Source organism: Pseudomonas flexibilis, from assembly GCF_000802425.1.
Classification (GTDB): Bacteria; Pseudomonadota; Gammaproteobacteria; order Pseudomonadales; family Pseudomonadaceae; genus Serpens; species Serpens flexibilis.
In genome coordinates this window covers 50,487-70,896 of the sequence record NZ_JRUD01000004.1, presented here as the reverse complement: position 1 = coordinate 70,896, position 20,410 = coordinate 50,487, and the positions used below count along the sequence as shown (strand labels likewise).

20 protein-coding genes are annotated in these 20,410 nt (G+C 65.8%); 5 read left to right on the top strand and 15 right to left on the bottom strand.

The window, feature by feature from the left end; all coding sequences use genetic code 11:
• Positions 1-20 precede the first annotated feature (20 nt).
• The 4 genes from SF06_RS04340 to lptM are packed head-to-tail and all read right to left on the bottom strand — an operon-like array spanning position 21 to position 2,970.
• Complete coding sequence (locus tag SF06_RS04340) at positions 21-707, bottom strand: DUF484 family protein (RefSeq protein WP_039560126.1); 687 nt, start codon at positions 705-707, stop codon at positions 21-23.
• Positions 704-1,534, bottom strand: coding sequence for a diaminopimelate epimerase (dapF, locus tag SF06_RS04335; protein ID WP_039560125.1), 831 nt, complete (start codon positions 1,532-1,534; stop codon positions 704-706). The genes SF06_RS04340 and dapF overlap by 4 nt, the downstream gene beginning before the upstream one ends.
• Before the next feature lie 9 nt (positions 1,535-1,543).
• Entirely contained in the window at positions 1,544-2,791 is a 1,248-nt protein-coding gene (gene lysA, locus SF06_RS04330) for a diaminopimelate decarboxylase (RefSeq protein ID WP_039560124.1), read from the bottom strand.
• A 44-nt stretch (positions 2,792-2,835) separates the two neighbouring features.
• Positions 2,836-2,970: an LPS translocon maturation chaperone LptM gene (gene lptM, locus SF06_RS04325; protein WP_027589647.1), complete on the bottom strand. Its 135-nt coding sequence runs from the start codon at positions 2,968-2,970 to the stop codon at positions 2,836-2,838.
• Positions 2,971-3,102: 132 nt separating this feature from the next.
• Between lptM and cyaY the strand changes: the two genes are divergently transcribed.
• Together cyaY and rnk are read left to right on the top strand one after the other, a co-directional pair.
• Positions 3,103-3,435 carry an iron donor protein CyaY gene (cyaY, locus tag SF06_RS04320; RefSeq protein ID WP_027589648.1) on the top strand — a complete coding sequence of 111 codons (333 nt, stop codon included), beginning with the start codon at positions 3,103-3,105 and terminating at the stop codon, positions 3,433-3,435.
• A 202-nt stretch (positions 3,436-3,637) separates the two neighbouring features.
• Positions 3,638-4,045 (top strand): nucleoside diphosphate kinase regulator, encoded by a 408-nt coding sequence (rnk, locus tag SF06_RS04315; protein WP_027589649.1) that lies wholly within the window; start codon positions 3,638-3,640, stop codon positions 4,043-4,045.
• A gap of 186 nt (positions 4,046-4,231) precedes the next feature.
• Here the strand turns inward: rnk and trhP are convergent, their stop codons facing one another.
• The gene (trhP, locus tag SF06_RS04310) at positions 4,232-5,590 is read right to left on the bottom strand and encodes a prephenate-dependent tRNA uridine(34) hydroxylase TrhP (RefSeq protein WP_039560123.1); all 1,359 of its coding nucleotides are present in this window, start codon (positions 5,588-5,590) and stop codon (positions 4,232-4,234) included.
• A gap of 365 nt (positions 5,591-5,955) precedes the next feature.
• Between trhP and SF06_RS04305 the strand changes: the two genes are divergently transcribed.
• A complete protein-coding gene (locus tag SF06_RS04305) occupies positions 5,956-7,206 on the top strand; it encodes an MFS transporter (protein WP_052199708.1) in 1,251 nt (416 codons plus the stop codon).
• 113 nt (positions 7,207-7,319) lie between these two features.
• Here the strand turns inward: SF06_RS04305 and SF06_RS04300 are convergent, their stop codons facing one another.
• Together SF06_RS04300 and rep are read right to left on the bottom strand one after the other, a co-directional pair.
• Complete coding sequence (locus SF06_RS04300) at positions 7,320-7,925, bottom strand: class I SAM-dependent DNA methyltransferase (RefSeq protein WP_039560122.1); 606 nt, start codon at positions 7,923-7,925, stop codon at positions 7,320-7,322.
• Complete coding sequence (rep, locus tag SF06_RS04295; RefSeq protein WP_027589652.1) at positions 7,922-9,931, bottom strand: DNA helicase Rep; 2,010 nt, start codon at positions 9,929-9,931, stop codon at positions 7,922-7,924. The genes SF06_RS04300 and rep overlap by 4 nt, the downstream gene beginning before the upstream one ends.
• A gap of 141 nt (positions 9,932-10,072) precedes the next feature.
• Here rep and SF06_RS04290 point away from each other — a divergent pair, with 141 nt between their 5' ends.
• Positions 10,073-10,438, top strand: a complete 366-nt coding sequence (locus tag SF06_RS04290; protein WP_051587347.1) for a PilZ domain-containing protein — start codon at positions 10,073-10,075, stop codon at positions 10,436-10,438.
• A 20-nt stretch (positions 10,439-10,458) separates the two neighbouring features.
• Here SF06_RS04290 and SF06_RS04285 read toward each other — a convergent pair whose 3' ends face one another.
• Genes SF06_RS04285 through SF06_RS04250 form a run of 8 tightly spaced genes read right to left on the bottom strand, consistent with a single transcriptional unit; the run spans position 10,459 to position 18,606 of the window.
• The gene (locus SF06_RS04285; protein WP_039560121.1) at positions 10,459-12,270 is read right to left on the bottom strand and encodes a hypothetical protein; all 1,812 of its coding nucleotides are present in this window, start codon (positions 12,268-12,270) and stop codon (positions 10,459-10,461) included.
• Positions 12,271-12,319: 49 nt separating this feature from the next.
• The gene (locus SF06_RS04280) at positions 12,320-14,416 is read right to left on the bottom strand and encodes a flagellar biosynthesis protein FlhA (protein ID WP_039560120.1); all 2,097 of its coding nucleotides are present in this window, start codon (positions 14,414-14,416) and stop codon (positions 12,320-12,322) included.
• On the bottom strand, positions 14,413-15,555 hold the full coding sequence (gene flhB, locus SF06_RS04275; RefSeq protein WP_039560119.1) for a flagellar biosynthesis protein FlhB: 1,143 nt from the start codon (positions 15,553-15,555) through the stop codon (positions 14,413-14,415). The genes SF06_RS04280 and flhB overlap by 4 nt, the downstream gene beginning before the upstream one ends.
• Complete coding sequence (fliR, locus tag SF06_RS04270) at positions 15,548-16,348, bottom strand: flagellar biosynthetic protein FliR (RefSeq protein ID WP_027589656.1); 801 nt, start codon at positions 16,346-16,348, stop codon at positions 15,548-15,550. Before fliR ends, flhB begins: the two co-directional genes overlap by 8 nt.
• A 3-nt stretch (positions 16,349-16,351) precedes the next feature.
• On the bottom strand, positions 16,352-16,624 hold the full coding sequence (locus SF06_RS04265; RefSeq protein WP_027589657.1) for a flagellar biosynthetic protein FliQ: 273 nt from the start codon (positions 16,622-16,624) through the stop codon (positions 16,352-16,354).
• Between the two features lie 10 nt (positions 16,625-16,634).
• Positions 16,635-17,396, bottom strand: coding sequence for a flagellar type III secretion system pore protein FliP (gene fliP, locus SF06_RS04260; RefSeq protein ID WP_407681108.1), 762 nt, complete (start codon positions 17,394-17,396; stop codon positions 16,635-16,637).
• Positions 17,396-17,776 (bottom strand): flagellar motor switch protein FliN, encoded by a 381-nt coding sequence (gene fliN, locus SF06_RS04255; protein WP_039560117.1) that lies wholly within the window; start codon positions 17,774-17,776, stop codon positions 17,396-17,398. Before fliN ends, fliP begins: the two co-directional genes overlap by 1 nt.
• A complete protein-coding gene (locus SF06_RS04250) occupies positions 17,773-18,606 on the bottom strand; it encodes a FliM/FliN family flagellar motor C-terminal domain-containing protein (RefSeq protein ID WP_027589660.1) in 834 nt (277 codons plus the stop codon). The genes fliN and SF06_RS04250 overlap by 4 nt, the downstream gene beginning before the upstream one ends.
• Positions 18,607-19,021: 415 nt before the next feature.
• Here SF06_RS04250 and SF06_RS04245 point away from each other — a divergent pair, with 415 nt between their 5' ends.
• On the top strand, positions 19,022-20,401 hold the full coding sequence (locus SF06_RS04245) for a sigma-54 interaction domain-containing protein (RefSeq protein ID WP_081798225.1): 1,380 nt from the start codon (positions 19,022-19,024) through the stop codon (positions 20,399-20,401).
• Positions 20,402-20,410 lie beyond the last annotated feature (9 nt).

Sequence of the window (20,410 nt, the reverse complement as noted above, 5' to 3'; positions counted from 1 at the left end):
ATTCGCTCCCACGGTGCGGGTCAGCGCACCTGGCGCAGCGGCGAGGCGCAGCGTGGCAGCACGCGGGCCAGCACTTCGGCGATATAGCCGAGGAACAGGGTGCCCAGCGAGCTCTTGTAGTGCTGCGGGTCGGGGCTGCCGATGGCCAGGACACCCAGTTGGCCCTGGTTGCCCAGGCCGATTACCGCGGCGGAGCCGATCTGCTCGCTGTCCTCGGCGAACAGGAACCTCAGTTCGGCCGGACGCAGCGCACCGCTGATGGCACGGCCGGCACTGAGCAGGCCGCCAATGGCCTGTTGGGCTTCGCCCAGCGGTATCACCCGGCCGACGTCGCACGGCGTGTCGCGAAACAACACCAGGCTGACGAACGGTACCTGGAAGTCGTGGCGCAGGCTGTCTTCCACGGCGCTGACCAGGTCCTCGAGGCTGCCGGCGTCCAGCAGGGCGAGCACCAGTCGCTTGCTCTTGTCGAACAGGCGGTCGTTGTCGCGCGCCACGTCCATCAGCTGGTTCAACCGCTGGCGCAGCTCGATGTTGCGCTCGCGCAGCAGCCGGACCTGGCGCTCGACCAGCGACACCGCCTGGCCGGGCTGGTGGGGAATGCGCAGCTCGGGGATCAGCTCCTCGAAGTCGACGAAGAACTCGGGATGCTGGCGCAGGTACTGGGCCACGGCGTCGGCATCGAGGGTCGGGAGCTGTTCGGTCATAGGCGGATCTGTCCTTCGTAAACACGCACGGCGGGGCCGGTCATGATCACCGGGCGGCCGGGGCCGGCCCATTCGATGCTCAGACGTCCGCCGGGCAGTTCGAGTTGCACGGGCGACTCCATCCAGCCCTGGCGAATAGCTGCGACAGCAGCGGCGCAGGCGCCCGTGCCGCAGGCCTGGGTTTCCCCGGCACCGCGCTCCCAGACGCGCAGGCGCGCCTGGTGACGGTCGACGACCTGCAGGAAACCGACATTCACCCGCTGCGGAAAGCGCGGGTGGTGCTCCAGCTTCGGACCCAGCGCATGCACCGGGGCGGTGTCGACATTGTCGACCCGCAGCACGGCATGCGGATTGCCCATGGAAACCGCGGCCAGCTCCACTTCACGGCCGTCGACCTCGACGCGGTAGCTCAGCGCCTCGGCCTCGGCCTGGAAAGGAATCTGCGCCGGCGCCAGGCGCGGCGCGCCCATGTCGACGCTGATCTGGCCATCGGAGCGCACGCGCAGCTCGATGATGCCGCTCTTGGTTTCCACGCGGATGCGCCGCTTGCTGGTCAGGCGCTTGTCCAGCACGAAACGGGCGAAGCAGCGGGCGCCATTGCCGCACTGCTCCACCTCCGAGCCGTCGGCGTTGAAGATCCGGTAGCGGAAATCCACGTCCGGGTCGCTGGGCGGCTCGACGATCAGCAGCTGGTCGAAACCGATGCCGGTATGCCGGTCGCCCCACGCCTTGGCGTGCTTGGGCTGGATGTGCGCGTGCTGGCTGACCAGGTCGAGGACCATGAAGTCGTTGCCCAGGCCATGCATCTTGGTGAAGCGCAGCAGCATGCGATGACCTCAGTTGGGCAGCAGGCTTTCGCCGGCGAACAGCTCGGTCAGGGTTTCACGGCGGCGCACTTCATGGACCTGTTCGCCATCCACCAGCACCTCGGCGGCGCGGCCGCGGGTGTTGTAGTTCGAACTCATCACGAAACCGTAGGCACCAGCGGAGCGCACGGCCAGCAGGTCGCCTTCGGCCAGGGCCAGCTCGCGGTCCTTGCCGAGGAAGTCGCCGGTCTCGCAGATCGGTCCGACGATGTCCCAGGGTTGCGGCTGCGCGTCACGCTTCTCGACCGGTACGATGTCCATCCAGGCCTGGTACAGGGCCGGGCGGATCAGGTCGTTCATCGCCGCGTCGATGATGGCGAAGTTCTTGTGGTCGGTGCGCTTGAGGAATTCCACGCGGGTCAGCAGCACGCCGGCGTTGGCGACGATGGAGCGGCCCGGCTCGAAGACCAGGGCCAGGTCGCGGCCGGCGATGCGCTCGCGCACCGCGGCGATGTAGTCCCCGGCCAGCGGCGGCTGCTCGTCGCGATACTGGACGCCCAGGCCACCGCCCAGGTCCAGGTGGCGAATGCGGATGCCGCGTTCGGCCAGGCGGTCGATCAGCACCAGCAGGCGATCCAGCGCATCCAGGAACGGCGACAGGCTGGTCAGCTGGGAGCCGATGTGGCAGTCCACGCCGATGATTTCCAGGTTCGGCAGCTCGGCGGCGCGAGCGTAGACGGCCTCGGCCTTGGCGATGTCGATGCCGAACTTGTTTTCCTTGAGACCTGTGGAAATGTACGGGTGGGTGCCGGCGTCGACGTCCGGATTCACGCGCAGGGAGATCGGCGCGCGCTTGCCCAGGCTGGCGGCCACGTCCTGCAGGCGTTCGAGTTCTTCGGCGGATTCGACGTTGAAGCAGTGCACGCCTACGTCCAGGGCGCGGTGCATATCCTCGCGGCTCTTGCCGACCCCGGAGAACACGATCTTGCCCGGCTCGCCGCCGGCGGCCAGCACGCGCTCCAGTTCACCGCTCGAGACGATATCGAAGCCGGCGCCCAGGCGCGCCAGCACGTTCAGCACGCCCAGGTTGGAGTTGGCCTTGACGGCGAAGCACACCAGATGCGGCATTCCGACCAGCGCATCGGCGTAGGCGCGATACTGGGCCTCGATGTGGGCGCGGGAATAGACATAGGTGGGGGTGCCGAAGCGCTCGGCGATGGCGGGCAGAGCCACGCCTTCCGCGAACAGTACGTTGTCGCGGTAGTTGAAGGGTTGCATGCAGCCTCCTGGGCTGACCGGGCCCGCGTGCCGGGCTCCGGGCTCTAGAATTCGAACCGGTCCTTGCTGTGCCCGGCGTTTGGCTCGTCCGGGTGGTACAGGGGACCCTTCTGACCGCAGCCACTGAGACCCACGCTGAACACGAAGAGCACCAGGAGCGATGGCAACAGGCGCTTCATGGCGAAAATCCTTGTAAAAGCGGTGATTGCGCCGGAGTATACCGGCCCCCCGGCAGCTTGCCTATGCGCCGCTCCGGGACTTGCCGGCGCGCGGGGCACTCGCCATCCTTGCCGGTATTTGAGGAGAGTGCCATGACGCTGAGTGAAGCCCGTTTCCACGATCTGGTCGACAGCCTGCAGCAGGATGTCGAGGATGTTTTCGACGACAGTGGCCTGGACGTCGACCTGGAAAACAGCAACGGTGTGCTCACCGTGCGCTTCGAGAACGGCAGCCAGCTGATCCTCAGTCGCCAGGAGCCGCTGCGCCAGCTCTGGGTGGCGGCCCGCTCCGGTGGTTTCCATTTCGACTACGACCAGATCAGCGAGCGCTGGATCTGCGACACCAGTGGTGAGCGGCTGGGCGAGTTGCTGAGCCGTGTGGTTAGCGAGCAGGCGGGCGAGGCGCTGGGCTTCGACGCCCTGTAACCCGGTCCTCTTGCTTATTTGCCCGGCTATGGTAGGTTCAGTCCGGTACGCAAACCCCGCCTTCCAGGCTGTGTGACACTGCGCATACGACGCATCGGCCGATCCGGCCTTATCTTCGCTTGCTCGCTCACACTGCCGCTTCGGCGGGGTTTTTGCTTTTCCGTGTTTTGCAATCGAACAACCAAGGAGTCAGCAGCAGGCCATGAGCAGCACACCCTCGATTACCGTCACTCGCCTCGATATGCAGCGTCTGGAAAAGCTGCTGGACAGTCTGGAGGATTACACCCCGGCCGCCGAGGCGCTGGAGGCGGAGCTGTCGCGCGCCACGGTGGTCGGCCACGATGAGGTGCCGGCGGGGGTGGTGACCATGAATTCCCGCGTGCATTGCCGAGAGGAGAGCACTGGCAAGGACTATCACCTGACCCTGGTCTACCCGCAGAACGCCGGCAAGGAAGGCACCGTGTCGGTGCTGGCGCCAGTGGGCACCGCGTTGCTCGGCCTGACCACCGGTCAGAAGATCGAGTGGCCGGCGCCCGGCGGCAAGACCCTCACGCTGACCCTGCTGGAAGTCGAGTACCAGCCGGAAGCGGCGGGCGACTATCAGTTGTAGGTAACTCGTTCGCTCCCGCAGGGCCGACCTCTCTGCTGGTGGGAGCGGACTTGTCCGCGAGCCATTCGTGCAGGCCACGCCCAGAAGCTCGCGAATGAATTCGCTCCCACCTTAGCCGGGGCCGTTTTTCCTGGGCGTGGACTTGTCCGCGCGCTCTTCGTGCAGGCCCCACAAGAACATCATCGTTCAGCCCCGCGTGCTGCCGCCCTGCAGGTCACGCATCAGCAGGGCGTACTGCAGATCGACGCTTTCCGGTACCGGCAGGTACAGGGTGTGGCCATCGCCCGGCGCCACGTCGCGGCGCTGGCCCTGGGCATCTTCCAGGGCCTCGAGGGTGAAGTTCAGATTGCCCTGCGGAGTCATCAGTTCCAGCCGGTCACCGAGGGCGAAGCGGTTCTTCACCTTCACCTCGGCCAGGCCGTTCCGGCGCTCGCCGGTCAGCTCGCCGACGAACTGCTGGCGCTCGGACAGCGAGAAGCCGCGCTCGTAGTTTTGGTATTCGTCATGCACGTGACGGCGCAGGAAGCCTTCCGTGTAGCCGCGGTGCGCCAGTGACTCCAGGGTATCCATCAGCGACTTGTCGAACGGCCGGCCGGCGACCGCGTCGTCGATGGCCTGGCGGTACACCTGTGCGGTGCGCGCCACGTAGTAGTGGCTCTTGGTGCGGCCCTCGATCTTCAGCGAGTGCACGCCCATCTTTACCAGGCGCTCGATGTGCTGCACGGCGCGCAGGTCCTTGGAGTTCATGATGTAGGTGCCGTGTTCGTCCTCGGTGGCCTCCATGAACTCGCCGGGGCGGGTCACGTCCTCGAGCAGGAACACCTCATCGGTTGGCGCGCCGACCCCCAGGGTCGCATTGGCCGGCTGCACGGCGATCGGTTCGTACTGGTGCACCACCTCGCCCAGCTCGTTTTCCTTGGCCTCGTGGGTCTTGTACTCCCAGCGGCAGGCGTTGGTGCAGCTGCCCTGATTGGGGTCGCGCTTGTTGATGTAGCCCGACAGCAGGCAACGGCCCGAATAGGCCATGCACAGCGCGCCATGCACGAATACCTCCAGCTCCATGCCGGGCACCTGCTCGCGGATCTCGCCGATCTCCTCCAGCGACAGCTCGCGGGACAGGATCGCTCGGGTCAGCCCCTGGCGGCGCCAGAACTCCACGCTGGCCCAGTTCACCGCGTTGGCCTGCACCGACAGGTGTACATGCATATGCGGGAAGTGCTCGCGCACCAGCATGATCAGCCCCGGGTCGGACATGATCAGTGCGTCCGGCCCCATCGCCACCACCGGCTCCAGATCCTTGATGAAGGTCTTCAGCTTGGCGTTGTGCGGCGCGATGTTGACCACCACATAGAACTGCTTGCCCTGGGCATGGGCCTCGGCGATGCCCAGCGCCAGGTTGGCGTGGTCGAACTCGTTGTTGCGTACCCTCAGGCTGTAGCGCGGCTGACCCGCATACACCGCATCGGCGCCGTAGGCGAAGGCGTAGCGCATGGACTTGAGCGTCCCGGCGGGGGACAGCAGCTCGGGGCGGAAGGTCTGGGACATCGGGCGACGGCTCGGGTAAACGTGGAGGGCCGGCATTTTACCCGCTTTTCCGAGTGGCGTACCGGGGCATTCGGTCGGCAACCTGAGGCGAGTCGGGTTGGGTGCGGAGCTGGCTAGGCCGTGCAGGTTGCGGGTAGAGGTTCGCGGACAGGTCGCTGCCACGGGTTCGTGCCATGCTGAGCCGGCGCGCTTCGTGGTCCACCTCTGGCCGGGCGACCTTAGGTGGGCGCACCTCGGCGGTCCCCCCTAGGCGGGCCCCCAAAAGCTCGGGAATGAATTCGCTCCTAGAGGTGTGACCATCCCGCCATTCCGACTGGCGGTGTTTGCCGGTATGTTCGGCGTCTGTTCCCGTCGATACCGTGTCCATGCAGCCCCTCGCCCATCCCCTGCCCGCCAGCCTGACCCTGCTCGCCGCGCTGTACGTCGCCCAGGGCCTGCCCTCCGGGCTGATGGCCCACGCCCTGCCGGTGCTGTTGCGCCAGCAGGGTGTCGACCTGGCGCTGATCAGTCTGCTCAAGCTGCTGGCGCTACCCTGGTTGCTCAAGGTGCTGTGGGCGCCGTGGATCGACCGCCTGGGCGGCTCGCCGCTCGGCCATCGGCGCGGCTGGATCCTGCCCCTGCAGGCCGGCGTGGCGTTACTGCTCATCGTGCTGGCCTGGCTGCCCCAGGCGCAGCTGTTCGGCCCCTGGCTGCCGCTGCTGCTCGGCCTGCTGCTGCTGATCAACCTGGCGGCGGCCACCCAGGACGTGGCGACCGACGGGCTGACCGTGCGCCTGCTGCCGGAGCGCTGGCGCGGCCTGGGCAACAGCCTGCAGGTGGGTGGCTACAAGGTCGGCATGCTGGCCGGCGGCAGCGGCCTGCTGCTGGTGGCTGATGATCTGGGCTGGCGCTGGACGCTGCTCGCTCTGGGCCTGCTGGTGCTGCTGCTGCTGATCCCGCTGCTGCGCTTTCCCGAGCGTCGCGTGCTGCCGTTCCACGCCGAGTGCGCCGAGCCGGCCGGTGTGACCCTGCCCTGGCGTCACTACCGCGGCCTGCTGGTGCTGCCGGGCATGGGGCTGTGGCTGCTGGTGCTGCTCAGCTTCAAGCTCGGCGATGCGCTGGGTTCGCCGATGATCAAGCCGATGCTGGTCGACCAGGGCTGGGGCGCGGCAGCGCTCGGGCAGCTCACCCTTCTCAGCAGCCTGCTCGGCATCGGCGGCGCGCTGGCGGGGGGCTGGCTGTACGGCCGAATCGGCGTCCTGCGTGCCTTGCTGCTCGGTGGTCTGCTGCAGGCCATCGGGATCGCCGGCATGGCCTTGCTGATCGGTCAGGCCGAGGTGGCGTCGGTGTACGCCGTGGCGCTGTTCGAGCAGTTCGCCGATGGACTGTCCACCGTGGTGCTGTTTGCCGCGATGATGCGTCAGTGCCGCGCAGAGCACGAAGGCGCCGACTTCACCCTGCAGGCTTCGGTGCAGTTGCTGCTCGGCGGCATCGTGGGTGCGTTCAGCGGCGTGCTGGCCAAACTGCTTGGCTATCCGGGGCTGTTTCTGCTGGCCGGCGGGCTGGGTCTGGCGGCGCTGGGTGTGGTGCTGGCGGGCAGGGGGCCGCTGCGCGGGGACCTGGTGGACAAGGAATAATACGTGACTGGCGGCCGGAACCCGGCTTATGTAGGAGCGGCTTCAGCCGCGATGTTCTTTGGCGTGTGGCAAGAGCTCGCGACTGAAGTCGCTCCTACAGGGTTCGTGCGCCTTCAGGCCTTTCGCCACACGCTGGCCAGCCAGGGTTGCTGGTCGCGCGGCAGGCCGGTGGGGCGGTAGTAATGCTCCAGTTCCTCGAAGCCGGCGGACGTCAACAGCGTTCGCCAGTGCGGCCAGTCGTGCCAGACGCCGTAGCGCTCGCCCTGCCAGCCTTCCTCGTTGTGCCCGCGTGGATTGGAGCTGAACAGCACACCGCCGGGCTTCAGGCTGTCACGCAGTTCCGTAAGCACGCGGGGCAGCTCGGCGCCGGGGATGTGAAACAGCGATGCATTGGCGAAGATGCCATCGAAGCGTTCGGCGGGCAGATCGAGGGCCAGGAAATCCTTCTGCCAGATCTCGCAGCCGCTGGCCTGGCGGGCCAGGTCGACAAACGCGGCGCAGCCGTCCAGGCCGATCGGCAGGTGGCCCAAGGCCTTGAAGGTGAGCAGATCACGGCCCGGGCCGCAGCCGAAATCGAGGATCGCCAGCCCCGGTCGCGCCGGCAGGTGGCGCAGCAGCGCCTGGATGTTCTGGCTGACATCGTGGTCGCGGGTGCCGGCCTCGAAGGCCTGGGCGTTGCGCTGGTAGTGGGCGAGGGTGCGGCGGCTGGCGTCGTTCATCGCTTCAGCATGGCACGGATGCCGGCCAGCGCGTCGTTGCCCCGTGCGGCCTTCACTTCCTTGGGCGCTTCCTCCAGGCCTTCCCACTCCAGGTCTTCCTGGGGCAGTTCGTCGAGGAAGCGGCTGGGCAGGCAGTCGATGATCTCGCCGTACTGCTTGCGCTTGGCGGCGAAGGTCATCGCCAGGTTCTGCCGGGCGCGGGTGATGCCCACGTAGGCCAGGCGGCGTTCCTCCTCGATGGTGTCGGCCTCGATGCTCGAACGGTGCGGCAGCAGCTCCTCCTCCATGCCCATGATGAACACGTAGGGGAACTCCAGGCCCTTGGAGGCATGCAGGGTCATCATCTGCACGCCGTCGGCGCCCTCTTCCTCTTCCTGCTGGCGCTCCAGCATGTCGCGCAGCACCAGCTTGCCGATGGCCTCCTCGATGGTCATCTCACCGTCCTCGTCCTTCTCCAGCGTGTTCTTCAACGCGTCGATCAGAAACCAGACGTTGCCCATGCGGTAGTCGGCGGCCTTGTCGCTGGAGCTGTTGCCGCGAATCCAGCCTTCGTAGTCGATGTCCATGACCATGCCGCGCAGCGCCTCGATCGGATCGTCCTCGGCGCACTGCTGGCGCAGCTTGTCCATGTAGCGCTTGAAGCGGCTCAGGCGCTCGGTGTAGCGGCTGTCCAGGCGTTCGCCCAGGCCGATCTCCTCGCAGGCGGCGTACATGGAGATGCCCCGTTCGGTGGCGTAGTTGCCGAGTTTTTCCAGGGTGGTCGAGCCGATCTCCCGGCGCGGCACGTTGATCACGCGCAGGAAGGCGTTGTCATCGTCCGGGTTGACCAGCAGGCGGAAGTAGCTCATCAGGTCCTTCACTTCCTGGCGGGCGAAGAAACTGGTGCCGCCGGACAGTCGGTAGGGAATCTGGTGGTGCTGCAGCTTGAGCTCCATCAGCTTGGCCTGGAAGTTGCCCCGATAGAGGATGGCGAAATCGCTGTACGGCCGCTGGGTGCGCAGGTGCAGGGTGAAGATCTCCAGGGCGATGCGCTCGGCCTCGGCCTCCTCGTTCTTGCAGCGAATCACGCGGATCGGATCGCCGTGGCCCATCTCCGACCACAGCTGCTTCTGGAACACGTGCGGGTTGTTGGCGATCAGCACGTTGGCGCACTTGAGGATGCGGCTGGTGGAGCGGTAGTTCTGCTCGAGCATCACCACCTGCAGCGACGGGAAATCCTCCTTGAGCTGCATGAGGTTCTCCGGGCGTGCGCCGCGCCAGGCGTAGATCGACTGGTCGTCGTCGCCCACCACGGTGAAGTGCGCGCGCTCCTGCACAAGCAGCTTGACCAGCAGGTACTGGCTGGCGTTGGTGTCCTGGTATTCGTCCACCAGCATGTAGCGCACGCGGTTGCGCCATTTCTCCAGCACCTCGGGATGGTCCTGGAACAGCTTCACCGGCAGCAGGATCAGGTCGTCGAAGTCCACCGCGTTGTACGCCTTGAGCGTGCGCTGGTAGTGCATGTAGACGATGGCCGCGGTCTGCTCCCGCGGGTTGCGGGCAGTGGCCAGCGCCTCCTCGGGCAGGATCAGGTCGTTCTTCCAGGCGCCGATGTAGCTCTTGATCTCGTCGACACCATCGTCGCCGGAATACTCCTTCTGCATGATGTCGCCGAGCAGCGCCTTGATGTCGCCCTCGTCGAAGATCGAGAAGCCCGGCTTGTAGCCCAGCTTCAGGTATTCCTTGCGGATGATGTTCAGGCCCAGGTTGTGGAAGGTCGACACCGTCAGGCCCTTGCCCTCGCCGGGCTTGAGCAGGGTGGCGACGCGCGCCTTCATCTCGCGGGCGGCCTTGTTGGTGAAGGTCACCGCCACGATGTACTGGGCGCGAATACCGCATTGCTGGATCAGGTAGGCGATCTTGCGGGTGATCACGCTGGTCTTGCCGGAGCCGGCGCCGGCCAGCACCAGCATCGGCCCGCCGATGTAATGCACCGCTTCCTGCTGTCGGGGGTTGAGTCGTGACATGGATCGCGCCCTGGAACCGAAAGCGGCCGATTCTAACAGGGGTGGGCAGAGACGGATTGGTCCGGGCGGCGGAACGGCTTAGACTACCCGGCAGGGCGTAATGCCATTATGGTTTTTTCAGGATCGAGACGAGCCGAAGAAATGCGTAAGTTCAGCCGCTTTCCGTTCATCAAAGGGATGCGAATCGATGTGCGTGATCCTGCCCGCAATGTATCGCTGGGCTACGCTGCCGACGTTTCGCTGGGTGGGTTGCGCCTGATTGGCGAGGAGACGTTCACTGCCGGGGAGCAGTACGAGATCGTGCTGGAGGTGCCCAAGAACGACCTGACGCCCGAGCAGCAGATCCCGCTCACGGTGATCTGCCAGTGGACGCGAAAGAATTTTCGCCGTGGCTACGAGCAGGGCCTGCGGGTGCTGGAGCCTTCGCGGGCGTTCGAGAACCTGGTGAAAAGCCTCAGCCACAGCCTGGGGCTGTCGGAAACCAGCCTGCCGAAGCGGCGCGTCTGAGCGCCGCCGGTCGGCTGGCGCTATGACTTGCCCACCTGCGCCGCCAGCGCATCCTCGATGGCGAAGCGCAGGTGTGGCGTTTCTCCCGCCAGTCCACGCAGGAACGCCTGGATACGGGCATCGGCGGGCATCTCGCCTAGCACCTCCAGTATGCGTTGCTGCACCAGGCGCTCCTGTGAGGGAAAGGCCTGCAGGAGCGCATCGAGGCTGCCCGGGTAGAAGGCCACCAGTGCCTGGCGACTCTGCCGGGGGAAATCACCGTCATCCAGATCGCCCAGCAACTGGATCATCAGGGCGACGGTCTGCGCGTCGGCGCGACCATGGCGGGTCAGGAAGGTGATCAGGTTGGCCTTCGTCTCGATGCGCCGATAGCCGGTGCGCTGCACCCTCAGTCGCTCCAGCTTGCGCACCACCTCTGCCTGTTGGCTGCCGGCCTGTGCACCGTGTGCCAGCAGCAGCACGCTGGCCTCGAAGGCCCCTTCGTCGCTGAACAGCTGGCGCGCGCACTTGGCAGGCGTGCAGGCCGTCGAGCCCGGTAACTGATAGCGAATGAACAGCCTGTCACGCGTCAGGGCGTCGACGTGCGGGTAGGTTGTCAGCGTATTGGCAAACAGCGTGCGGTGCCGGTCGATGATCTGCTGCGTCCCGGCTTCGTTGCGCGCGTCCAGTGAGCGAAGCAACTGGTGGACGTCCTGCAGCGGCTGGCGCTGCAGCCCTTGCCAGTCGTGGTCGATGCGGGTCAGCAGGCGATCGAGCGCCTTCCCATGACCTCCCTCGGGCTCCAGCGGGGTGCTGCGCAGGAACGCCTCCGCGACATCTTTGAGCAGCAGGTCGGGCCGGCTGATGGTTGGCGCTTCCCGGGCCAGCAGCTCGGCGGCCAGCAGAGGCTGGTTGTGCCGGATGATCCGGTACAGCTCATGGGCCAGCTCGCCCCGTGACATTGGCGGAGTGGCGAGCCTCCCAGCGCCGGCCAGGCTGAGCAACTGCTCGATCTGCTCCGCCAGCCGCTCGGCCGGTTGCCGGTGGCCCGGCGCCGGGCGGGCATCGGCCTTCTGGCTTCGGGTGTGGTTGGACAGTGGCGCGAGACTGCGTGGCAGGTAAGTCGGCCGGACCCGTGCCAGCCCCTCGACAACCTGCTGCCACTCCGTTGCGGAAAGCTCGCTCTGGCGCAGCGCGGCGTCGATCGCCAGGGGCAGCACCAGCTCGGTTTCCTCGGGGCGGACGCTCTTCGACTGGGCGAACAGGTAGTCCCGGTAACCCGGCAGCGGATGCTGGCCGCGGATCAGCGCGGGCGCCAGATCGTACTGCCAGCGATGGCAGTCGTAGTCGAAGGGGACGGAAAGGGACAGCGCCAGCAGTTCAGCGGTGCGCTGCGCGCCGGGGAGTTTCTTGCCCAGGGTTTGATATTCGGCCGCCTTGGCGGCGCAGGGGTCGGTGCTGGTGCCCTTCTGCAGTCCCCGCAGCTGCTTGCCCAGGCCGTCGGGGTCGACTTCGATCTCCGCCTTGAGGAAGAAGTGCTCGCCGTCCCACTGTTCTTCCAGGATCCGCGTGCGGGTCAGCGCCTGGGCGAAGGACTGGATGTTGTTCTGTACGGTGCGGGAGAAGGTTTCGCCATCCAGGCGCTCGGTACTGTCCAGCGACGCCTGCACCTGCACGCCGACCTCCTCGATGGCCAGGGCCTGCAGCTGTTGCAGCGCTGCTTTGCGTGCGCTGACTTTCGAGTCGTTCTCGCTGGCCCGGTAGGTGTAGTCCCGGACCAGGGCCACGGGCGCCGCGTGCGCCGGCAGTGCCAGGGCGAGTGCCAGGGCGGAAATGACGAGACGGATGTACATGATCTTTCCTTTCAGAGCGGCGCGGGGCGCCAACTGGCGCCCCGCAGGCTCAGCCCAGCGTTCCGACGATATTGATCGCCACCTTCTCGGGGATCTCGTTCTGCGACAGCACGTGCAGCCCGGGGCTGAACACCCGTGCGTAGCGGGCGAGCAGCGGGCGCAGTTGCGGCATGACCACCAGGATCGGCGGGTGGCCGTCCTTGCGCAGGCGTTCCTTGACCACCGGCATGCTGGTCTGCAGCTGGTTGAGCAGCGCGGGGTCGACCGGAATGTTGTCCAGGCTGACGGTGCCCTGTTGCTGGGCGATGCCCAGGGCGCCCATCAGAGTGTTCTCCAGCGCATTTTCCAGCACGAACACGCCCAGCTCGCTGCGTTCGCCGGCGATGGCGTTGACCAGCGTGCGGCGCAGGGCGAAGCGCACGTCGGAGGCCAGCAGGATCGGGTCCTTGGTGCTTTCGCTGCCTTCCAGCAGGGTAGTGGCGATGGTCACGATGTCACGCAGCGGCACTTCTTCCTGCAGCAGCTGACGGTATACGCGGTGCTGCTGGGTGTAGCTGAGCGCGGTCTTGAGACTTTCCGCCAGCTTGGGGGCCAGGACGGTCAGGCGCTGCATCAGGTGATCGACGTCATCGTGCTTGAAGATTTCCGCCAGGTTCTCGCGGATGATCTTGTTCAGGTGGGTCGCTACCACGCTGGAGCAGTCGATCACCTGATAGCCGAGGTTGAGCGCCTTGCTCTTGAGCGCCGGGTCGATCCACACCACCTGCATGCGGTAGGCCGGGTCGGTGCCGAGGATGCCGTCGATCTCGCCGTACAGCTTGGCCGAGGGAATGGCCATCAGGCGGTCCGGGTACAGTTCGGCGCCGTCGATGCGCTCGCCGTTGATGTAGATGGCGTACTGCGAGGCCTTCAGGCGCAGGCTGTCGCGAATGTGCACTTCCGGCAGCAGAAAGCCGAGCTGCTCGGAGAGCGTCTGGCGCACCCCGCGAATGCGCAGCGGCAGCGGCGAGCCACCGGCGTCGTTGACCAGGCCGACCAGCTTGTAGCCCAGCGATACCGACAGCCGCTCGACCAGCGGGATGTCTTCCCAGGCCAGTGGCTGCGGCTTGTCCTGGCGCAGGTCGCGGCTCAGGGCAGCGACCTTTTCCAGGCTTTCGGCCTCCTCCACCGGGGCGAACTTGGCGGTGCGCCAGGCCACGAAGGCGATCAGCGCCGCGAAGCTCATGAAGGCCAGATGCGGCATGCCCGGCACCAGGGCGATGACGGCGATCACCCCGGCCACGGTGTAGAGCGTCGACGGCTGGGCGAGCATCTGCTTGCGCACCAGGCCGGTGATTTCCGCCGACTCGTTGGTGCGGGTGATGATGATCGCCGCGGCGGTGGACAGCAGCAGCGCCGGAATCTGCGCGGCCAGGCCGTCACCGATGCTCAGCAGCGCGTACAGGCGCCAGGCGTCGCCGGCCGACAGGTCGTGCACCAGCATGCCGATGGCGAAGCCGCCGATCAGGTTGATCAGCAGGATCAGGATGCCGGCGATGGCGTCGCCGCGCACGAACTTGGCGGCACCGTCCATGGCCCCGTAGAAGTCGGATTCCTTGGCCACGGCGGCGCGGCGCTGGCGCGCCTCGTCGGCGTTGATCAGGCCGGCGTTGAGGTCGGCGTCGATGGCCATCTGCTTGCCGGGCAGGGCGTCCAGGGTGAAGCGCGCGGTCACCTCGGCGATGCGCTCGCCCCCCTTGGTGATCACCAGGAAGTTCACGATGGTGAGAATCACGAAGACGATGATGCCGACGATGAAGTTGCCGCCGATCACCACCTCGCCGAAGGCTTCGATCACCTTGCCCGCGGCGTCGGTGCCGTTATGGCCTTCCAGCAGCACGATGCGCGTGGAGGCCACGTTGAGCGTCAGGCGCAGCAGTGTGGTGACCAGGATCACCGTCGGCAGCAGCGAGAAGTCCAGCGGCGTGCGGGTCGAGACGCAGACCAGCAGCACCAGGATCGACATGCCGATGTTGAAGGTGAACAGAATGTCCAGCACCAGCGGCGGCAGCGGCAGGATGATCATCGCCAGGATGGACAGCACCACCACGGGGATGCCGATCTTGCCGTTGCGCAAGGTGGCGGAAAATTGCTGCATTGGGCTCATGTTGACGCTCGGTTGGCAAGTGAAGAGGGAATGGGCAGTTCCTTGGGCAGCACCGGGGCGGCGCGACGGGTGCCGCGCCGGTAGGCCTTGAGCTGCAGGACGTAAGTCAGTACGTGGGCCACCGCCTGATACAGGGCGGTCGGAATCTGCTGGTTGACCTGGGTGGTGAAGTACACGGCACGGGCCAGGGGCGGGATGGGCACCACCTCGATGGCGAGGTCCATGGCCTTCTCGCGAATGAACTGGGCGGTTTCGTCATGCCCCTTGGCCAGCACATAGGGGGCCTGGGCCTTCTTGAGGTCGTACTTCAGCGCGACGGCGTAATGCAGCGGGTTGGTGATCACCACGTCCGCATCCTTGAGCACCTTGCTGATCTGGCGCTGGGCCAGCTGGCGCTGCAGGCGCTTGATGCGGGCCTTCACCTCCGGCTTGCCCTCGCGGTTCTTGTACTCCTCCTTCACCTCCTGCTTGGTCATGCGCATCTTCTTCATGAACAGGAAGCGCTGCAGGGGGACGTCGATGGCGGCGAACACCACGAACACCGCCATCATCATGATCAGCATGTCGAAGGTCAGGGAAAAGGCGCTGCCCAGGGCCGTGGCCAGATCGGACTTCTGCAGGGCGATCAGGCGCGGCAGGGTATAGACCATCTGGATCCAGCCCATGGCGATCAGGATCAGCACCTTGAGGAAGGACTTGAGGAAGTCGGTGAGGTTCTGCATCGAGACGATGCGCTTGAGGCCGGTCAGCGGGTTGAGCTTGCTCAGCTTGGGATGGAAGTTCTTGCTGGCAAACATCCATCCGCTGGGGATCAGCCCGAACGGAATCACCACCAGCGGCGCGATCAACAACGGCAGCAGGATCAGGATGAAGGTCAGGATGCCGTTGAGCAGCACCTGGGTCACGTCATTGGGGGTCAGCTCGCTGCGCGCGAAGTTGATGTACGAACCGGTGAAAATCTGGTCGAAGCCGTCGAGCATGTAGTCGAAGAAGATGCGCAGCAGCAGCAGGGTGGCCAGCAGCGAGACCATGGTGGCCAGGTCGCGCGACCGGGTGACCTGCCCATCCTCCCTGGCCTTCTGCAGCTTCTGGGGTGTCGCCTGTTCTGTTTTTTCCTGACTGGACTGGTTCTCAGCCATCGAGGCCTCCCGGCAGCAGGATGGCCAGGTTGTCCAGCAGCTGGCGGCTGAGGTTCAGGTAGTTTTCCGGCAGGTGCGGCACCAGCAGCTTCAGACACAGCAGGCCGACCAGGATGGCCAGCGGGAAGCCCAGGGAAAACAGGTTCATGGCCGGCGAGATGCGGTTCAGCAGGCCGAAGCAGAACTGCACCAGGAATAGGCAGAACACCGCCGGCAGGGCGATCAGCAGTGCGGCGGCCAGCACCCAGGCCATGGCGTGCACGAAGGCCTGGAAGCCGAAGTAGTGCAGCCCGCTGCCCACCGGCCAGAGGGTGAAGCTCTTGTGCAGGATGCTGACCACCAGCAGATGGCCGTCCAGCGCCACGAACACCAGCATCAGCAGGATGAAGAACACCTGGTAGACGATCGACGTGGAAGACACGCCGTTCACCGGGTCGTTGTAGCGCGCCATGCCCATGCCCATCTGCGTCGAGATGAGCTCGCCAGTGATGGTGAATACGGCGAAGGCCAGCTGCAGCATCAGGCCCAGCAGCAGGCCGAAGAGGATCTGCTCGATGGTGGCCAGCGCGCCGGCAGGCGACAGCACGTCGATTTCCGGCGCGGGCGGCAGGGTCGGTAGCAGCGCGACGGTCAGTACCAGGGCCAGCAACAGGCGGGCGCGCACCGGCAGCGAGCGCTGGGCGAACAGCGGTGCGATGCTCAGCGCCGCCATGATGCGCACGAACGGCCACCAGAACAGCTGCAGGGCCAGCAGCCACTGGCTGGCCTCGAAAAGTGCCTGCCCGGAATTCATGCCTCAGCCGACCAGCCCGCCTGCCTGGCGGAAGGTCTGGATGAACAGGTCCATCAGCGTGCCGAGGATCCAGTGACCGCCGACCACCAGCATGGCCAGAGTGATCAGCAGGCGCGGCAGGAAGCTGAGCATCTGCTCGTTGATCTGCGTGGCGGCCTGGAAGATCGCCACCAGCAGGCCGCCGATCAGACTCGGAATCACCAGCACGCAGACGATCAGGGCGGTGATCTGCACGGCGTGGCTGATCAGGTCGACGGCGATTTCCGGAGTGAGCACGGCACTACCTCTAGAGGGGCTGCAGGCTGGACGTCAGGGTGCCGACCAGCAGCGTCCAGCCATCCACCAGCACGAAGACCATCAGCTTGAAGGGCAGCGAGATCATCATCGGCGAGAGCATCATCATGCCCATGGCCATCAGCACGCTCGCCACCACCAGGTCGATGACCAGGAATGGCACGAAGATCATGAAGCCGAGCTGGAAGGCCGTCTTCAGCTCGCTGAGCACGAACGCCGGCAGCAGCAGGGTGAAGTCCAGGGTAGTGATGTCGGCGGGGCGCTCTTCGCCGGCCAGGTCGAGAATGGTGGCCAGCGCCGTCTCGTTGGTCTGCGCCAGCATGAAGCGGCTGATGCTCTGCTTGGCCTGGGACAGGCCCTGCTCGAACGTGATCTGGTCGTTCTGGAACGGCTCGTAGGCCTGGGTGTGGATCTCCTGCCAGACCGGGCGCATCACCAGCAGGGTCAGCGCCAGGGCGATGCCGACCAGCACGTTGTTGGGCGGGCTGGACTGCAGGCCCATGGCCTGGCGCAGGATGGCCAACACGATGATGAAGCGCGTGAAGCAGGTCATCAGCATCAGCATCGCCGGCACCAGACCCAGCAGGGTCATCAGCACCAGGATCTGCAGCTTGACGCTGAGCGTCTGGCCGTTTGCCGTGTCGTTCAGGTTGAACAGGGTGATCTCGCCGCCGCCGGCTTCCTGGGCGAATGCCGGAAACGGCAGCAGCAGCGTGACGACCAGAATGCCGGCCACGGCCAGCAGGCGCGCCATCATGGCTTCAGACCGGACAGACCGTTGCTGTTGAGTTCGACGATACGCAGCCCGTAGTTGCCGTTGAGCACCACCACCTCGGCCTTGGCGAAGGGTGCGCCATTGACCTTCACGTCCAGCGGCTCGCCGGCCAGCTTGTCGAGGGCGATGACGCTGTGCACGTCCACGGACATCAGGTCCTGCAGGGTGACTTCGCTGGAACCGACCTCCAGGGTGACATGCACGGGGATCTTGCCGAAGAAGCTCAGGTCCTGCTGGGGCAGGCGCTGCTGCGGCTCGGCGGGCTCGGGGAGGCTGGCAAGCGGCTCGGGATCGTTGAGGCTCAGGTCGGCGTCGCTGATCAGGGTGTCCAGGTCGCTGTTCGACAGGTGTCCGGTCATGGGTTCTTCACACTTTCCAGAGAGGTTAGAAACAGGCTGCCGCTTTCCTCGAAGATGCTGCCGCGGAACAGCGGATGCTGGTTGACGCAGACCTCGACCGGCTCGCGCAAGCGGGTCATCAGAATGTCGCCGGGGCGCAGCGCCAGCACGTCGGCCAGGCTCATCTGCAGCGAGGCGAGCACACAGTCCAGGTGCAGCGGCAGCTGCTTGATCTGTGCGACGGGATCGCAGTCCTGGCGCGGCGCGGGTCGATCGTTCACCTGGCTGGTCAGCTCGTCGACCACGTCGGGATCGAGGAACAGGAACAGCGATCCCTGCAGGCCGCTCGGCGCCTGGTAACGGAACTCCGCGACGTACTCCCAGTGCACTTCCTCGTAGGCGTTCTCGTAGCGCTCCAGCCTGCCGATGGACTTGCCGCCCAGCAGCATGCGCCCGAACAGATCGGCCACTTCCCGGCCCAGGCGCTCGCCCAGGCGCTGTTCGGAAGTGTTCGGCGGCGGCAGCTCGCCGGCCAGCGAAGTACCGCCGTAATAGCTTTCGAGAATTTCCGCCAGCAGGGCGCGGTCGATGGAAAAGCCGATGCGGCCCAGCGGGCTGTTCAAACGCAGCGCGGGCTCGTGCGGATATTCCTCGTGTACGTTGACCTGGATCAATTCCAGGGTGATGCGAAAGTTGCGCAGGAAATAATCGGCAATGATGCGCGGATGTTTGCTGGAACTTTCCTTAATGAAAATCGGCACCTTGTGATAATGCCGGCCCAGCTTGTGCGGCTTGAGGCGGAGCAATTTGTCCGCCGGCACATCATGGAGCACTTTCGGGTTGCCAGTCATGGTGTGGAACATCCTGAATATAAGTAAGCGATCCGTGGTCGGGTCATGCTGTCCATCGGATTCGGGTCTCGGCGCGAGTCGCCGAGCCGCTGGCCGCGCCGTCTCGCCAGGCGCGCCTACCCCATTCCGCAACCCTATCGGCAGGGGTGGCGAAACCTTAAATCAAAAAAGATCAAAAGCCCCCGTTTCATTGATTTTGATGGCGGCTGAGGGTATTAATCGCGTCCGGTACTGGGCACAGTGGCAACTGGCTGCTAGCGTGCCACACTCGCTGCGTAAATTGCAGCCACGACCCGTACGAATAGATGTGCAAAACCTGCCGCCGCGGCAATCCCAGTTTGGCCGTTGGTCTTATTGCGCGGGAAAGAAGGTAGTCGTTGTACGTTCCTGAAACGTGACTTCCCTGGATTGGTATATGCATAACTTCAATGAGCGACCAGCAGCCGCTGAAATAACTTCGCCGGTGATCGGCGTGGTCGGCAGTCGGGACAATCACAGCTATGCATTGCTGCTGCAGCAGTTGCAGGCCGCCGGCTGCGCCGTCGAGCATTTCGCCGAGCTTCCGGCGCCGGCCGTTGCACATCAGGCACGGCTGGACATCCTCTTCCTGTTCGTTCGCGACCTGGATATCGCCGCCCTCGAAGTGCGCCTGCTGCCGCTGGTGAGCTGCCAGCGCCTGCATGTGGTGCCCATCGTCGAGTACGCCGACCAGGCCGTGGCGGCGCGCCTGCTCGAACTGGGCTGCATCGACTACCTGCTGGCGCCGTTCAGCGCCACCCAGGTCACCGCCCTGCTGCAGCGCCATGCCCAGGCCGGGCTGGCGCGCGAGGGCTTCGTCAGCCAGTCGGCCGCCGGCCGGCGCCTGCTGGCCATGGCCCAGCGTGTCGCGCTGACCCGCATGCCGGTACTGATCACGGGCGAAACCGGCACCGGCAAGGAGCTCATGGCCCGCTACATCCACAGCTTCGGTGCGACCTCCGGGGCGCCCTTCGTGGCGGTCAACTGTGCGGCGATCCCCGAGGCGATGCTTGAATCCCTGCTGTTCGGTCACGAGCGCGGTGCCTTCACCGGTGCGGTCAGCAGCCAGGCGGGCAAGTTCGAGCTGGCCAATGGCGGCACCCTGCTGCTCGACGAGATCGGCGAGCTGCCGCTCGGCCTGCAGGCCAAGCTGCTGCGCGTGCTGCAGGAACGCCGGGTGGAGCGACTGGGCGGTCGACGCGACATTGAGCTGGATGTGCGCATCATCGCCGCCACCAACCGCGACCTGCGCGAGGAAGTGGCCCAGGGGCGCTTCCGCGAAGACCTGCTCTACCGCCTCGACGTCCTGCCGCTGCACATTCCGCCGCTACGCGAGCGCCGCGAGGACATCCTGCCGCTGGCGCGCAGCTTCATTCAGCGTTGCGCCCCCCACGAAGACCCCGATCAGTTGCTGACCGAAAGCGCCTGCCAGGCGTTGCTGCACCACGCCTGGCCGGGCAACGTGCGCGAGCTGGAAAACACCCTGCAACGCGCGCTGGTGCTGCGCAACGGCCTGTTCATTCAGCCGGTCGACCTCGGCCTGGCGGTCGCCGAGCCGGCCGCAGCGAGCCTCGCCAGCGCGCCGCTCGAAGGTACCGGCGGGCGGGCCGCGCTTAAAGCCAGCGGCAAACTGGCCGAATACCAACATGTGCTGGACACCATTCGGCGTTTCGACGGGCACAAGGCCAAGGCGGCGCAAAGCCTCGGCATGACCCCGCGCGCCTTGCGTTATCGCCTCAATGCCATGCGCGAGCAGGGCATGCAGATCAACATTTGACCGGCGGGA

Bases quoted from the DNA above. Each gene is read 5' to 3' on its own strand.
- SF06_RS04340 (WP_039560126.1), bottom strand. From the start codon at position 707: ATGACCGAACAGCTCCCGACCCTCGATGCCGACGCCGTGGCCCAGTAC.
- SF06_RS04300 (WP_039560122.1), bottom strand. From the start codon at position 7,925: ATGAACGACGCCAGCCGCCGCACCCTCGCCCACTACCAGCGCAACGCC.
- SF06_RS04280 (WP_039560120.1), bottom strand. From the start codon at position 14,416: ATGAGCCCAATGCAGCAATTTTCCGCCACCTTGCGCAACGGCAAGATC.
- flhB (WP_039560119.1), bottom strand. From the start codon at position 15,555: ATGGCTGAGAACCAGTCCAGTCAGGAAAAAACAGAACAGGCGACACCC.
- fliR (WP_027589656.1), bottom strand. From the start codon at position 16,348: ATGAATTCCGGGCAGGCACTTTTCGAGGCCAGCCAGTGGCTGCTGGCC.
- lysA (WP_039560124.1), bottom strand. From the start codon at position 2,791: ATGCAACCCTTCAACTACCGCGACAACGTACTGTTCGCGGAAGGCGTG.
- SF06_RS04285 (WP_039560121.1), bottom strand. From the start codon at position 12,270: ATGTACATCCGTCTCGTCATTTCCGCCCTGGCACTCGCCCTGGCACTG.
- lptM (WP_027589647.1), bottom strand. From the start codon at position 2,970: ATGAAGCGCCTGTTGCCATCGCTCCTGGTGCTCTTCGTGTTCAGCGTG.
- SF06_RS04305 (WP_052199708.1), top strand. From the start codon at position 5,956: ATGCAGCCCCTCGCCCATCCCCTGCCCGCCAGCCTGACCCTGCTCGCC.
- rep (WP_027589652.1), bottom strand. From the start codon at position 9,931: ATGTCACGACTCAACCCCCGACAGCAGGAAGCGGTGCATTACATCGGC.
- SF06_RS04245 (WP_081798225.1), top strand. From the start codon at position 19,022: ATGCATAACTTCAATGAGCGACCAGCAGCCGCTGAAATAACTTCGCCG.
- fliN (WP_039560117.1), bottom strand. From the start codon at position 17,776: ATGACCGGACACCTGTCGAACAGCGACCTGGACACCCTGATCAGCGAC.
- cyaY (WP_027589648.1), top strand. From the start codon at position 3,103: ATGACGCTGAGTGAAGCCCGTTTCCACGATCTGGTCGACAGCCTGCAG.
- fliP (WP_407681108.1), bottom strand. From the start codon at position 17,396: ATGGCGCGCCTGCTGGCCGTGGCCGGCATTCTGGTCGTCACGCTGCTG.
- SF06_RS04290 (WP_051587347.1), top strand. From the start codon at position 10,073: ATGCGTAAGTTCAGCCGCTTTCCGTTCATCAAAGGGATGCGAATCGAT.
- trhP (WP_039560123.1), bottom strand. From the start codon at position 5,590: ATGTCCCAGACCTTCCGCCCCGAGCTGCTGTCCCCCGCCGGGACGCTC.
- rnk (WP_027589649.1), top strand. From the start codon at position 3,638: ATGAGCAGCACACCCTCGATTACCGTCACTCGCCTCGATATGCAGCGT.
- dapF (WP_039560125.1), bottom strand. From the start codon at position 1,534: ATGCTGCTGCGCTTCACCAAGATGCATGGCCTGGGCAACGACTTCATG.
- SF06_RS04250 (WP_027589660.1), bottom strand. From the start codon at position 18,606: ATGACTGGCAACCCGAAAGTGCTCCATGATGTGCCGGCGGACAAATTG.